Source organism: Branchiibius sp. NY16-3462-2 (assembly GCF_001594145.1).
Classification (GTDB): Bacteria; Actinomycetota; Actinomycetes; order Actinomycetales; family Dermatophilaceae; genus Branchiibius.
Map to the genome: position 1 here is coordinate 168,537 of NZ_LVCF01000038.1, position 13,318 is coordinate 181,854.

The 13,318-nt window shown below is 67.5% G+C and carries 11 protein-coding genes; 9 read left to right on the plus strand and 2 right to left on the minus strand.

What is annotated here, in order from left to right; translation table 11 throughout:
* Position 1: 1 nt before the first annotated feature.
* Positions 2–1,891, minus strand: coding sequence for a Stk1 family PASTA domain-containing Ser/Thr kinase (gene pknB / locus AZH51_RS12615; RefSeq protein WP_291524808.1), 1,890 nt, complete (start codon positions 1,889–1,891; stop codon positions 2–4).
* A gap of 66 nt (positions 1,892–1,957) precedes the next feature.
* On the opposite strand from pknB, the gene AZH51_RS12620 reads away from it, so the two are divergent.
* On the plus strand, positions 1,958–2,317 hold the full coding sequence (locus tag AZH51_RS12620; protein ID WP_291524810.1) for an Rv2175c family DNA-binding protein: 360 nt from the start codon (positions 1,958–1,960) through the stop codon (positions 2,315–2,317).
* Between the two features lie 6 nt (positions 2,318–2,323).
* Here AZH51_RS12620 and AZH51_RS12625 read toward each other — a convergent pair whose 3' ends face one another.
* The gene (locus AZH51_RS12625; protein WP_291524812.1) at positions 2,324–3,406 is read right to left on the minus strand and encodes a polyprenyl synthetase family protein; all 1,083 of its coding nucleotides are present in this window, start codon (positions 3,404–3,406) and stop codon (positions 2,324–2,326) included.
* An 82-nt stretch (positions 3,407–3,488) separates the two neighbouring features.
* Here AZH51_RS12625 and AZH51_RS12630 point away from each other — a divergent pair, with 82 nt between their 5' ends.
* The 8 genes from AZH51_RS12630 to narI all read left to right on the plus strand — a co-directional run bounded on the left by AZH51_RS12630 (position 3,489) and on the right by narI (position 13,278).
* Positions 3,489–4,412 carry a methylenetetrahydrofolate reductase gene (locus AZH51_RS12630; protein WP_291524815.1) on the plus strand — a complete coding sequence of 308 codons (924 nt, stop codon included), beginning with the start codon at positions 3,489–3,491 and terminating at the stop codon, positions 4,410–4,412.
* Positions 4,413–4,531: 119 nt separating this feature from the next.
* Positions 4,532–4,999: an SAV_6107 family HEPN domain-containing protein gene (locus tag AZH51_RS12635; protein ID WP_291524817.1), complete on the plus strand. Its 468-nt coding sequence runs from the start codon at positions 4,532–4,534 to the stop codon at positions 4,997–4,999.
* A 130-nt stretch (positions 5,000–5,129) separates the two neighbouring features.
* On the plus strand, positions 5,130–5,549 hold the full coding sequence (locus AZH51_RS12640) for a DUF3040 domain-containing protein (RefSeq protein WP_291524819.1): 420 nt from the start codon (positions 5,130–5,132) through the stop codon (positions 5,547–5,549).
* A 45-nt stretch (positions 5,550–5,594) separates the two neighbouring features.
* A complete protein-coding gene (locus AZH51_RS12645) occupies positions 5,595–6,383 on the plus strand; it encodes a siderophore-interacting protein (protein WP_291524821.1) in 789 nt (262 codons plus the stop codon).
* A gap of 94 nt (positions 6,384–6,477) precedes the next feature.
* The gene (locus tag AZH51_RS12650) at positions 6,478–10,194 is read left to right on the plus strand and encodes a nitrate reductase subunit alpha (RefSeq protein WP_291524823.1); all 3,717 of its coding nucleotides are present in this window, start codon (positions 6,478–6,480) and stop codon (positions 10,192–10,194) included.
* Positions 10,194–11,867: a nitrate reductase subunit beta gene (narH, locus tag AZH51_RS12655; RefSeq protein WP_291524825.1), complete on the plus strand. Its 1,674-nt coding sequence runs from the start codon at positions 10,194–10,196 to the stop codon at positions 11,865–11,867. The genes AZH51_RS12650 and narH overlap by 1 nt, the downstream gene beginning before the upstream one ends.
* Positions 11,864–12,529 (plus strand): nitrate reductase molybdenum cofactor assembly chaperone, encoded by a 666-nt coding sequence (narJ, locus tag AZH51_RS12660; RefSeq protein WP_291524827.1) that lies wholly within the window; start codon positions 11,864–11,866, stop codon positions 12,527–12,529. The genes narH and narJ overlap by 4 nt, the downstream gene beginning before the upstream one ends.
* Positions 12,529–13,278 (plus strand): respiratory nitrate reductase subunit gamma, encoded by a 750-nt coding sequence (narI, locus tag AZH51_RS12665; protein WP_291524829.1) that lies wholly within the window; start codon positions 12,529–12,531, stop codon positions 13,276–13,278. Before narJ ends, narI begins: the two co-directional genes overlap by 1 nt.
* The last annotated feature ends 40 nt before the right edge of the window (positions 13,279–13,318 follow it).

Here is a 13,318-nt window from a genome sequence, read left to right on the forward strand (position 1 = left end):
CTCAGACAACCGCCAGCCGGATGGTCGTGCCGACCTTCACCTTGCTGCCGGCGTCCTCGCTCTGGTTGCGGACGGTGTCGAAGATGCCGCCGAAGTAGCGGTTGACGTCCACCTTCAGACCGAGGGCTTGCAGCATCTGGGTTGCGGTGGCGGTGTCCTTGCCGGTCACGTCCGGCATGGTGACCACGTTGGGTCCCTTGGACAACACCAGCGTGACGGAGTCACCGTGATGGGCCTGCTGCCCGTCCGGTGGGTCCTGGCTGATCACGCTGCCACTGGGGACGGTGTCGCTGTTCTGTGCCGTGCCGTAGGCCACCTTCAGGCCCGCGTCGGCCAACGAGGCCTCCGCCGCCTTCTGCGTCTGACCGGTCACATTGGGTACGCCGACCGGCTGGGGACCCTGGCTGACCACCAGATCGACGGTGCTGTCGCGTTTGACCGATGCACCGGCGCCCGGCGTGCTGCTGATCACCTGGCCGGTGCGCACCGAGTCGTCGTAATCCCGGGTGATCGTGCCGATCTTGAGGTTCAGGGCGGTCACGGCGGCAGTGGCCTTGTCCTGGGTCAGGCCCTTCAGGGTCGGGACTTCGAACCGCTCCTTGCCCTTGGAGACTGTGAGGGTGATGGCGCTGCCCCGTCGCGTCGAACCCGACGGGTTGGTCGACACCACGGAACCAGCCGGTACCGTCTCGCTGAATTCCTGCCGGATCGAGGTGGTGAAACCCGCATCGACGATCTTGCTCACCGCCGCACCCTGGGCGCTGCCGGCGACCTGAGGAATCGCGACGGTGCCGAGCGGGCCGGCGGTGAACGTCCAGGCGGCGCCGCCGCCGATCAACGCCAGCACCAACAGCGCGGCGATCCACCAGCGACGCGCCCGTCCGCGGGCGGTGCCGGTCGGCCCGGCCGGCGGCCGCGGCCCGATGGCTCTGGTCGAAGCGGCCTGCAACCGATCGGTGGCGCCGTCCGGGCGGGGGGTGGCGGGCCGGTGCAGTGGTTCACGGGCTACCGGGGTAGCGGTCAGTTGGGCGGCCGGGAGGGCTCGACGTACGTCGCGCACCGTCCTCAGCAGTTCAGCGGCGTCCGCGGGGCGCTCGGTGGGGTCCTTGGCGCTGGCCCACTCCACGATGTCGTCCAGCGCGGCGGGGACCCCGTCGGCGTGCTCGCTGGGCAACGGCAGTTGCCCATGGACGTGCTGGTAGGCGACCTGGATGGGGACGTCGCCCGGGAACGCCTTACGGCCCGTCAGCATTTCGAACAGCAACAGTCCTACCGCGTAGACGTCGGTCTGTTCGCTGGCCGTCCCGAACTCGACCTGCTCCGGTGCGAGGTAGGCCGCTGTTCCCAGCAGCATGTCGCTGTCGGCGGTGAGGGTCTGCGTGCTGACTGCACGCGCCAGCCCGAAGTCAGCGACCTTGACGGTGCCGTCGGCGGCGATGAGAACGTTCTCCGGTTTCACGTCCCGGTGCACGATGCCGGCGTCGTGCGCGGCCGCAAGCGCCGCGAGCACCGGCTCGAGGATGCCGAGGGCGCGATCGATCTGCAACGGAGCGTCCGCGCGCAGCACATCGCGCAGGGTGCGGCCGCGGACCAGTTCCATTGCGATGAACACGTACGGGCCGTCCTGGCCCTGGTCGGTGACTGCCACGACCCCGGGGTGGGACAACCGGGCGGCGTTGCGGGCCTCACGGCGGAACCGGGCCACGAACGCCTCGTCGCGGGCCAGGTCGGGCCGCATGATCTTCAGCGCCACCTCGCGGTCGAGGCGCTCATCGACCGCCACGAACACCGTGCCCATGCCCCCATCGGCGAGGTGGGCGATCACGCGGTAGCGACCGTCCACGATGCGCCCCACGAGGGAGAAGGCAGCGTTGGGCGGCGCGGTGGTCACCAGATGAGTGTACGAACTCAGGTGCCCTGCGGCTGTCAGGCGCAATCGCGCGTCTAGTCTTGACCAGTGGCTGATGTCGAGACGCTGATCACCGAATGGCTGTCCATCCCGGAGTTTGCGGACGCATTGGGCCTCCCGCAGCGGCAGGGCCGCAAGTTGGTGGACGAGCAGGTCGTGCTCAGTGCCCGGATCGGTCCGAACCAGGCGCTCGCGGTCCCGGCCGCGTTCGTGCGCGACGGTCAGATCCTGCCCGGCTTGACCGGCACGATCACGGTGCTGCGCGATTCGGGTCTGCCGGACGACGAGGCGCTGGAGTGGTTGTTCACCCCGGACCCGACACTGCCGATCGAGGGCGGTCCGATGGGGATGTTGCTCGCCGGCCGTAAGGCGGAGGTGCGCAAACGCGCCATGGAAATGGCGTTATAGGCCCGATCAGGCCGCGCGCGCCGTACACACGGAGATCAACTCGACCAGCCGCGCCCGTGCCTCATCGGTCAGTTCCGCTCGCTCCAGGGCGACGGCTGATGCGGCGGCCTGCTGCTCGATGAGCTCCTCGACCCGGTCCACCGCGCCGGTGCTGATCGCCAGTTTGCGGACCCAGTGCACGTCGTCCTCGGTCAACTCAGGTGAGCCGAGGCAGCCGTCGAACCGCTCGAGTTCGGTGTGGCTGGCCGTATCCAGTAGGTAGGCGACCAACACGGTCCGCTTTCCCTCCCGGATGTCATCGCCGGCGGGTTTGCCGGTCGTGGCGGGATCGCCGAAGACCCCGAGTAGGTCATCGCGCAGTTGGAACGCCTCGCCCAGCGCGTAGCCGTAGTCCGACAGCGCCCGGATGCTGCGCTGATCGGCGCCGGCGCTCGCGGCACCGATCATCAGCGGTTGAGCGATCGTGTAGCCCGCGCTCTTGAACCGGATGACCGTCCGTGCGGATTCGACCCGCTCGTGGGTGGTCAGCTCGCGCCAGGAGCGTGCGGATTCGACGATGTCCAAGAACTGTCCACCCATGAGTTGGGTGCGCATCTGGTCCAAGTAGACCCGTCCGCGGGCCACTTCTTCGGGGGTCATACCGCAGGTCGCGAACAGTTGATCGGTCCAGTTCAAGCACAGGTCACCGGCCAGGATCGCGCCGGCCTCGCCGAATCGATCCGGATCGCCATACCACCCAGCTGCGCGGTGTTGCGCCGCGAGGGCCACGTGTGCGGTGGGCTGGCCGCGGCGGATATCACTGGCGTCCATGACGTCGTCGTGCAGCAGCGCCGCGGCCTGGAAAACCTCCATCGCGCTAGCGGCGCGGATGGCGGGGTCGCCGTCCTGACCGCCGGAGCCCAGATACCCCCAGAAGGCGAACGCAGCGCGCAACCGTTTGCCACCCTGCAGCAACGAGAACACGGCATCGAGCAGTGCCGTCGCGGGCTCGCCGAGCGGGGCGAGCACCGCCTGCTCCTGGATCCGGAACGAATCCAGGGTGTTCTGCACGCGAGCGCGAAGGTCGCGAGCTTCCAGCGGGTCGGCCACAGGCCCATTCTCGCAAGCGCGGCGGTGTCTCACCAATCGCGGGGCGAACGGTGGACGCCCCACTGGTCCGTACACTTCCGTCATGCCCATCGATCGACCCGCCGCGACGTCGTCGCGCCCGCTGATACCGGACCTGCTGCGTCGCGCCGAACCGGCTTTCAGTTTTGAGTTCTTCCCCCCGAAGGACGACAGCGCCGAAACCCTGCTCTGGGAGTCGATCCGCCGGGTCGAGCCGGTGGCCGCCTTCGTCTCCGTGACGTACGGCGCGGGCGGAAGTACCCGCGATCGCACCGTGCGCATCACCGGGCAGATCGAAGCTCGCACCACACTGACGACGATGGCCCACCTGACGTGTGTCGGGGCAAGTGTTGCCGATCTGCGCTCGGTGATCGGGGCGTACGCCGATGCGGGCATCCGCAATGTGCTGGCTGTGCGCGGGGACCCGGCGGGTGGCCTGGGCACTCCGTGGACGCCGCATCCGGGCGGATTGGACCATGCCGATCAGTTGGTCGGGTTAGTGCGCGGCCTGGGGGACTTCACCGTAGGCGTCGGGGCTTTTCCCGACCGGCATCCGGAGTCGGCGTCGCTGGCCGACGATGTCGAGGTGCTGGTTCGCAAGGCCGACGCGGGCGCCGATTTCGCGATCACCCAGATGGTCACCGACGTCGATGCCTACCTGCGGTTGCGCGACGAGGTAGCGCAGCGGCGACCGGACTTCCTGGTCGTCCCGGGGCTGTTGCCGGTGACTGCCTACGGCCAGTTGCAGCGGATGACCAAACTGAACGGTCAACCGTTGGCCCAGTCGGTTCTCGACCGTCTCGAAGCCGTCCAGGACGACCCGGACGCGGTTCGTGCCGAAGGGATCGCCGTCTGCACCGAACATGCTGGGCGGATGCTGCAGGAGGGGGCACCCGGTGTGCACTTCATCACGATGAACCGGTCGACGGCCAGCCTCGAGGTCGTGAGCAATCTGGGTCGACGGGCCAACGTGCCCGCCGCGTCCTGATACTGATTTCAGGGCTGTGACCTGGGCGTTCGTGCAGCAGGGGAGACTGTCGGACCCCACGGCTAGCGTGGGCGGTATCTCGAACAGACGTTCGGGAACCTCCGCCGTCAGGAGCCGTGATGACCGCAACTGTTCCGCGTCCCACCCGCACGACCAACCCGCGACCGGTGCCCGCACCGGTGGCCGATCCGCAGGTCGGCGATCTGCTGGATCGCTGCCGCACCGGTCTGCTCACCGCCGGCAACGCCACCAGCGCCGCTGACCGGTTCGCGACCGCTCATCTGGCGGCGTTACGCGCGGCAGCCGCGATGCTCGCGGCCCGACCACTACCCGCGCGGCGTACCCGGTTGCGCAGTGTCTGGGACATCGTCCCCCTGGTGGCACCCGAGTTGGCCGAGTGGTGCCAGTTCTTCGCGGCCACCGCCCGGCGACGTGCGGCGCTGGAGCGCGGTTCGGCCCAGGTCAGTCCCCGCGAGGCCGATGATCTGGTGCGCCAGGTGGGTCTGTTCCTCGATGACGTGACCGCCCGACTCGGTCTTCCGCCGGTGACCTCGGCGCCGCCGTTGCTACGACCGGTGGTCTGCTGAGCGGACTTCGCTCACAAGTAGGCCCGTATGGCTACCGGATTGCTGGTGGGCGACATATCCTTTTCAGTAGTTAGTAGCAACTGCGTCATCGCCCGTTCCGCCGGGCGAGGCTATTTCATGGGAGGTCACAGTGCCGCTCTCCGATCACGAGCAACGGTTGCTCGACCAGATGGAGCGTGCGCTCTACGCCGAGGACCCGAAGTTTGTCTCCAGCATGGCTGCGGTGCCCCACCGACTGCGTCAGCGCCGTCGACTGCTGCTCGGCGCCTTGGTGCTGCTGGTCGGGATCGGCCTGGTCGTGCTCGGTGTGGCCTCGCAGTTGGTGTGGCTCGGCGCCGTTGGTTTCGTGGTGATGGTGGCCGGTGCTGCGTACGCCGTGACGCCGTCCCGGCAGACGTTGGAAGCCGTCGACGGCTCGGCCCAGCGGACGACCGGGTCCGTGAACGTCTCGAAACGACGGTTCGGCCGGAGCAAGAGCACCGGGTCGGACAGTTTCATGCAGCGCCTCGAAGAGCGCTGGGACAAGCGACGGCACGAAGACACCTGGTAGGACCCGGGTCCATCGCGGACGGGCAAGTTACTTAGGGTTGCCTTCGTGACAACGCGATTGACGGTAACCCGGACCGAAGACCTCACCCCTGGCCTGCGTCGGGTCTGGTTCCACAGCGACGACCTGTCGGCCTTCGAGGGCAGTACGGACACCGATCGCTACGTGAAGTTGATCTTCGCCAGGGGCGGTCAGCCGCTGCCGGACCCGGTGGACGTTCGCGCAATGCGGCGAGACGGCGTACCGCAGGATCAGTTGCCCGACGTGCGCACCTACACCGCGCTCTTTCCCGACGTCGCAGCCGGCACGCTCGCGATCGACTTCGTCGTCCACGGGGACGAGGGGGTCGCCGGCCCCTGGGCGGCGCAGGCCGCGCCGGGCCAGACCCTGCAGGCCAACGGCCCTGGTGGTGGTTATCGCCCCGACTCAACCGCCGACTGGCATCTGCTCATCGGTGACGAGTCGGCGGTGCCAGCCATCGCCGCTGCGTTGGCGGACCTGGGTCCCGAACCCACGGTGCGGTTGTTGCTTGCCGTACCCGATGCCGCTCACGAGGTGTCGTTGTCTCTTGGCGCTGACCAACAGGTGCAGTACGTCGCTGACCCGTCGGCGCTCGTGGCTGCGTTGCAGGAACTGCCCTGGCTGCCGGGACGCGTGCAGGTCTTCGCCCACGGTGAAGCGCAGGCCATCATGCACGGCGTGCGTCCCTACGTCTTGAAGCAACGCGGGGTGCCGCGCTCGGATGCGTCGATCTCCGGCTACTGGCGCCAGGGTCGCAGCGAGGATTCCTTCCGGGTCTGGAAGCAGGAGTTGGCTGCCGCCGAAACGGCCGGTTGAGCCCCGCCCTCCACTTGCCCCCCAGCCGCCTGGTCTTGTGCCAGGATGACGGGCGTAAGCGCGGTTCCCATCCTTGGTGCGGACGAGGTACTCGATGCCAGCTCAGAACGGCTACGGCAAGGTCGACGGTCCGGCAACGGACGCCCTTCTCAAGGCTGGCCGGTTCTTCACCAAATGGGACGAAACCGACGACGAGAGAGTCGTTTTCCGCGAAGGCGGTCGCGCCGGTGACGTGTTCTACCGGGACCGCTGGAGTCACGACAAAGTCGTCCGGTCCACCCACGGGGTGAACTGCACCGGGTCGTGCTCGTGGAAGGTCTACGTCAAGGACGGCATCATCACCTGGGAGACCCAGCAGACCGACTACCCCTCGGTCGGCCCGGATCGTCCCGAGTACGAGCCCCGCGGATGCCCGCGGGGCGCGGCCTTCTCCTGGTACACCTACTCGCCCACCCGGGTGCGCTATCCCTACGTGCGTGGCGTCCTGCTGGAGATGTTCCGCGAGGCCAACCAGCGCCTGGGCGACCCCGTCGCGGCGTGGCACGAGATCACCACCGATCCCGAGAAGCGGCGCCGCTACCAGTCGGCCCGGGGTAAGGGCGGGTTGGTGCGCAGCAGTTGGGCGGAGGCGATCGAGATTGCCGCGGCGGCCCACGTGCACACGATCAAGGAGTACGGCCCGGACCGGGTTGCCGCGTTCTCGCCGATCCCGGCGCAATCGATCGTGTCGCACTGCGTCGGGACGCGCTTCTACCAACTCCTCGGCGGCGTGATGACCAGCTTCTACGACTGGTACGCCGACCTGCCGGTCGCGAGTCCGCAGGTCTTCGGTGACCAGACGGACGTGCCGGAGTCCGGCGACTGGTGGGACGCGACGTACCTGATGATGTGGGGCTCGAACGTCCCGGTCACCCGCACCCCGGACGCGCACTGGATGGCCGAGGTCCGCTACCGCGGCACCAAGATCGTCACGGTCAGTCCGGACTACGCCGACAACACGAAGTTCGCCGACGAGTGGATGCCCGCCCAGGCCGGCACGGATGCGGCCCTGGCGATGGCGATGGGCCACGTGCTGCTGCGGGAGTTCTTCGTCGAGCGCAGCGTGGACTTCTTCACGAATTACGTACGCACCTACACCGACCTGCCCTTCCTGGTCCGGGTCGAGGAAGGCGAGGGGGAGTACACCGGGTCACACGTCGCGGGCAAGTTCCTCACTGCCGCCGACCTGGGTGCGGCCAATCCCGAAGATGCCTGGAAGACAGTGCTTTTGGACGATGCGACCGGGGAACCGGTGGTGCCGAACGGCTCGATGGGTTTCCGGTACGCCGAGTCCGGGGTCGGCCGGTGGAACCTCGATCTGGAGGGGGTCACGCCGGCGCTCTCGATGCAGGGCGACGGCAGTGAGCCGGTGGAACTGCTGCTGCCCGCCTTTGTCGATCCGGACGGGACCGGATCGGTGCTGCGCCGCGGTGTGCCCACCCGGATGGTCGGCGGCCAGCGGGTCACGACCGTGTTCGACCTGATGCTCGCGCAGTACGGCGTGTCACGCGACGGTCTGCCCGGCCAGTGGCCGTCGGGTTACGACGACGTCACTGCGCCCTACACGCCCGCGTGGCAGGCGGAGATCACCGGTGTCCCGGCCGAGCAGTGCATCCGGATCGCCCGCGAGTTCGCGACGAACTCCGAACAGTCCCAGGGCCGTTCGATGATCATCATGGGCGCCGGCATCTGCCAGTGGTTCCATGGCGACACCATCTACCGCTCGATCCTGTCGCTGCTGATCCTGACCGGTTGTATGGGGCGCAACGGTGGCGGCTGGGCGCACTACGTCGGGCAGGAGAAGTGTCGTCCGATCACCGGTTGGATCTCGCTCGCGAACGCGCTGGACTGGAGTCGCCCGCCGCGCACGATGATCGGCACCGGCTTCTGGTACATGCACACCGACCAGTGGCGCAACGACGGCTATTCGGCTGACTCGCTGAATTCGCCTCTGGCCAAAGGTCATCTAAGCGGGATGCACACCGCGGACGCCCTGGCCCAATCGGCCCGGCTGGGTTGGATGCCGTTCTATCCGCAGTTCTCCACCAACCCGATCCAGGTCGCACAGGATGCCCAGAGCGCCGTGGACGACGGCAGCGCCGCGACACCGGGGGAGTACGTCGCCGGCGCGCTGCGGGACGGACGCCTGCAGCCCTCGATCGAGGACGTCGACGATCCCCGCAACTGGCCGCGCACGCTGACCCTGTGGCGCTCGAACCTGATGGGTTCCTCGGCCAAGGGCAACGAGTACTTCCTCAAACACCTGCTCGGCACGCACCATAACGTGATGGGCTCGGAGAACCCGAATGCCCCGCGGCCCAAGGACGTTCGCTGGCACGACGAAGCGCCGATCGGCAAACTCGACCTTTTGCTGTCGGCCGACTTCCGGATGACTTCGACCACGCTGCTGTCGGACATCGTGCTGCCGGCGGCTACCTGGTACGAGAAGCACGACCTGTCCTCGACGGACATGCACCCCTTCGTGCACGCGTTCACCCCGGCCATCGACCCGCCGTGGGAGGCCAAGTCCGACTTCGAGTTGTTCCATCTGCTCGCGCAACGGTTCTCCACGCTCGCACAGACCCACCTCGGGGTCGTCAAGGATCTGGTCAGCGTCCCGGTCCAACACGACACACCCGGCGAGGTGTCCCAACCCGGCGGCCGGGTGGTCGATTGGCGCGACTCGGACGCGCCCGGCACTCCGGGCAAAGGTATGCCGGTCTTCCAGGTGGTCGAGCGGGACTACACCGCGATCGCCGACAAGCTGGCCACCGTTGGGCCACTGGCGGATTCGCTGGGGTTCACAGTCAAGAACGTCACGTTCGATGTGTCCGAGCAGACCAAGAAGCTGGCCGCTATCAACGGGGTGATGCCCAGCGGTGCGGGCGCCGGGCGACCCGCGATCGACACCGACTCGCACCTCGCCGAAGCCATCCTGATGTACTCCGGCACCACGAACGGCCAGTTGGCGGTCCAGGGCTTCCGCACGTTGGAGAAACGCGTCGGCAAGACCCTGCACGACCTGGCCGAGGGTTCGGAGGAGAAGCGGATCACCTTTGCCGACACGCAGGCCCAGCCGGTTCCGGTCATCACCTCACCGGAATGGTCCGGCTCGGAGACCGGCGGTCGGCGCTACGCGCCCTTCACCGTGAACATCGAGCGGCTCAAACCGTTCCACACCCTGACCGGCCGGATGCACTTCTTCCTCGATCACGACTGGATGCAGGATGTCGGGGAGGCGCTGCCGATCTACCGGCCACCGCTGGACATGCACCGCCTGTTCGGCGAACCGCGGGTCGGTGAGGATGGCGCGGCGCAGGTAACGGTGCGCTACCTGACGCCGCACTCGAAGTGGTCGATCCACAGTGAGTACCAGGACAACCTCTTGATGCTGTCGCTGTCCCGTGGGGGACCGACGGTGTGGATGAGCCCGGCGGACGCCGGACGTATCGACGTACAGGACAACGATTGGGTCGAAGTGCTCAACACCAACGGTGTGCTGGTCGCACGGGCCGTGGTCAGTCACCGCATGCCCGAGCACGTCGTCTACGTGCACCACGCGCAGGAGCGCACGATCGACGTACCCAAATCGGAGGCCACCGGACGCCGCGGCGGGATGCACAACTCGGTCACCCGGCTCCTGGTCAAACCCACCCACCTGATCGGCGGGTACGCCCCGTTGTCCTACACGTTCAACTATCTCGGGCCGACCGGCAACCAGCGCGACATCGTGGCGACAGTCCGCAAGCGCTCGCAGGAGGTGACGTACTGATGCGCGTCATGGCCCAGATGGGCATGGTGATGAACCTCGACAAGTGCATCGGCTGTCACACCTGCTCGGTGACCTGCAAACAGGCCTGGACCAACCGGGCCGGTACCGAGTACGTGTGGTTCAACAACGTGGAAACCCGTCCAGGACAAGGCTATCCGCGTCGGTACGAGGATCAGGAGAAGTGGCGGGGCGGCTGGACGCTGAGCAGTCGCGGCAGTCTGAAGCTCAAGGCTGGCGGTCGGGTGCAGAAACTACTGAGCATCTTCGCCAGCCCGGTGCAGCCCCAGCTGGCGGACTACTACGAGCCGTGGACCTACGACTACGACACGCTGGTCAAGGCGCCCCTCGGCGACGACTTCCCGGTGGCCCGGCCCAAGTCATTGATCACCGGGCAGAACACCAAGATCACCTGGTCGGCCAACTGGGACGACAACCTCGGCGGCAGTACGCGATGGGGCCACCTGGACCCCGTGGTGGAGAAGCTGCGCCAGGAGTCCGAGCAGGCGGTGCAGTACGAACTGGAGAAGACCTTCATGTTCTATCTGCCGCGGATCTGCGAACACTGCCTGAATCCCTCGTGCATGGCCTCCTGCCCCTCGGGCGCCATCTACAAACGGGCCGAGGACGGCATCGTGCTGGTGGACCAGGACCGGTGCCGCGGCTGGCGGCAGTGCATCACCGGCTGCCCGTACAAGAAGATCTACTTCAACCACAAAAGCGGCAAGGCCGAGAAGTGCACCTTCTGCTATCCCCGCGTCGAGGTCGGACTGCCGACGGTGTGCTCGGAGACGTGTGTGGGGCGGCTGCGCTACCTCGGGCTGTTCCTGTACGACGTGGACAAGGTCACGGACGCGGCGACGACTCCCGACGAGGGCGATCTCTACCAGGCGCAACTGGACCTGTTGCTCGACCCCGACGACCCCGAGGTGATCGCGGCGGCCCGGCGCGACGGCATCCCCGATGACTGGATGGACGCCGCCCGCCGGTCCCCGGTCTACGCGCTGGCCAAGAAGTACAAGGTGGCGTTGCCGCTGCATCCGGAGTACCGCACGATGCCGATGGTCTGGTACGTCCCGCCGCTGTCGCCGGTGGTGGATCTGCTGTCCGAGCAGGGGCACGATGCGGAGAGCAAGGACGTGCTCTTCGGCGCCATCGAGGCGCTGCGCATTCCCGCCGCCTATCTCGCCGAACTGTTCACCGCCGGCCGCACCGACATCATCACCGAGGTGCTCAGCAAACTGGCCGCGATGCGTTCCTACATGCGCGACGTGAGCATGGGCCGGGACGGCGATCCGAGCATTCCCGCGTCGGTGGGGATGAGCGAGGAATCGCTGTACGAGATGTACCGCCTGATGGCTGTGGCCAAATACGAGGAGCGGTACGTCGTGCCCACCGCCCACGTCGAACGTGCCCATGAACTGGAGGAACTCGGCTGTTCGCTGGACTACGACGAGGGTCCGGGGATGTACGAATCGGGACCCTTCGGCGAGGCCAGTGGGCGGCCTGCCCCGGTCGCGGTCGAGACGTTCAACGCGCTGAAGGAGCGGCAGACCGCTGACGCCGCGACCCGCACCGACTCCTCGGGCCAGTTGACCGGCCGGGTCAACCTCCTCAACTGGGACGGCAACGGGACACCACCGGACGGTGTCTTCCCGCAACGGGAGTCACGATGAGACTGCTACGCGGCAAGCAGCAACGCGACGACCGAGTGGTCTACCTGGTCGCCAGTCGGGTGCTCGAGTACCCCAATCCTGAACTGCTGCAGTCTGTTCCACAGTTGCGGCAGGCGCTGAGCGAGCAACCGGACGCGGCCCCGCAGCCCCTGCTCGGCGTACTTGACCACCTGGCCGGCCAGGACCTGGAAGTGCTGCGGCAGACCTACGTGGACACCTTCGATCTGTCGCGCAAACACGCGCTGTACCTGTCCTACTGGACCGACGGCGACACCCGGCGCCGCGGTGAGGTGCTGGGCCAGTTCAAACACGTCTACCGCGAGAGCGGTTTCCTGGTCGACACGCACGGCGAGCTGCCGGACTACCTGCCGATGGTGCTGGAGTTCACGGCGATCGTGGACCCCGTCGCCGGGCGCGAACTGCTGATCGCCTACCGCGCGAGCCTGGAACTGTTGCGGATCGCGCTGGTCGAGCACTCCTCGCCGTACGCCGATGCCGTGGCGGCCGTGTGCGCGACGCTGCCCGGCCGGTCCCCCCAGAACCGCGCCGAGGTGATGGCCATGGCCGGTCTGGACAAGCCGCCGGGTGTGGAACCGGTGGGCCTGGCACCGTACGGACGCACCGAGCTGCCGTTGCACGCCGTGACCGGAGGGAGCCGCTGATGGACGTGTTGCTGTGGGGCGTGCTGCCCTATCTGTGCATCGTCAGCCTGGTGGGCGGCACCATCTGGCGGTACCGCTACGACAAGTTCGGCTGGACCACCAGGTCCAGTCAGCTGTACGAGTCCCGGCTACTGCGGATCGGTTCACCGCTGTTCCACTTCGGCATCCTGCTGGTCTTCTTCGGGCACGTGGGCGGGCTGCTGATCCCGGAATCCTGGACCGAGGCGCTCGGGATCAGCGAGGGGGTGTACCACTTCAACGCGTTGTTCTTCGGGATCATCGCCGGCGTCTGCACCCTGGTCGGCATCGCCATCCTGATCTACCGCCGGCGCACCACCGGACCGGTCTTCATGGCCACGACCCGCAACGACAAGCTGATGTACGTCCTGCTGGTCGCGGCCATCGTGCTGGGGCTGTGGACGACCCTGGTCAGCGTCGGCGCGGGCAGCGAAGCGCACAACTACCGGGAGACGGTCTCGCCGTGGTTCCGCTCGGTCCTCTACCTGCATCCGGATGTGGATTCGATGGCGGCTGCGCCGATCCAGTTCCACATCCACGCGCTGGTGGGGATGCTGCTGTTTGCGGTCTGGCCGTTCACCCGCCTGGTGCATGCATTCACGGCGCCCCTGAACTACCTGTTCCGGCCCTACATCGTCTACCGCTCGCGGGACGAGGGCGCCACCGGCGCGCGGGCCGCGCGGCCGGGTTGGAGTCCGGTCGGGACCTCGGACCGGGACCGGTCCCGCTGAGCGACACCCTTCGATACGTCACCGTCGATCCGTCGATAAG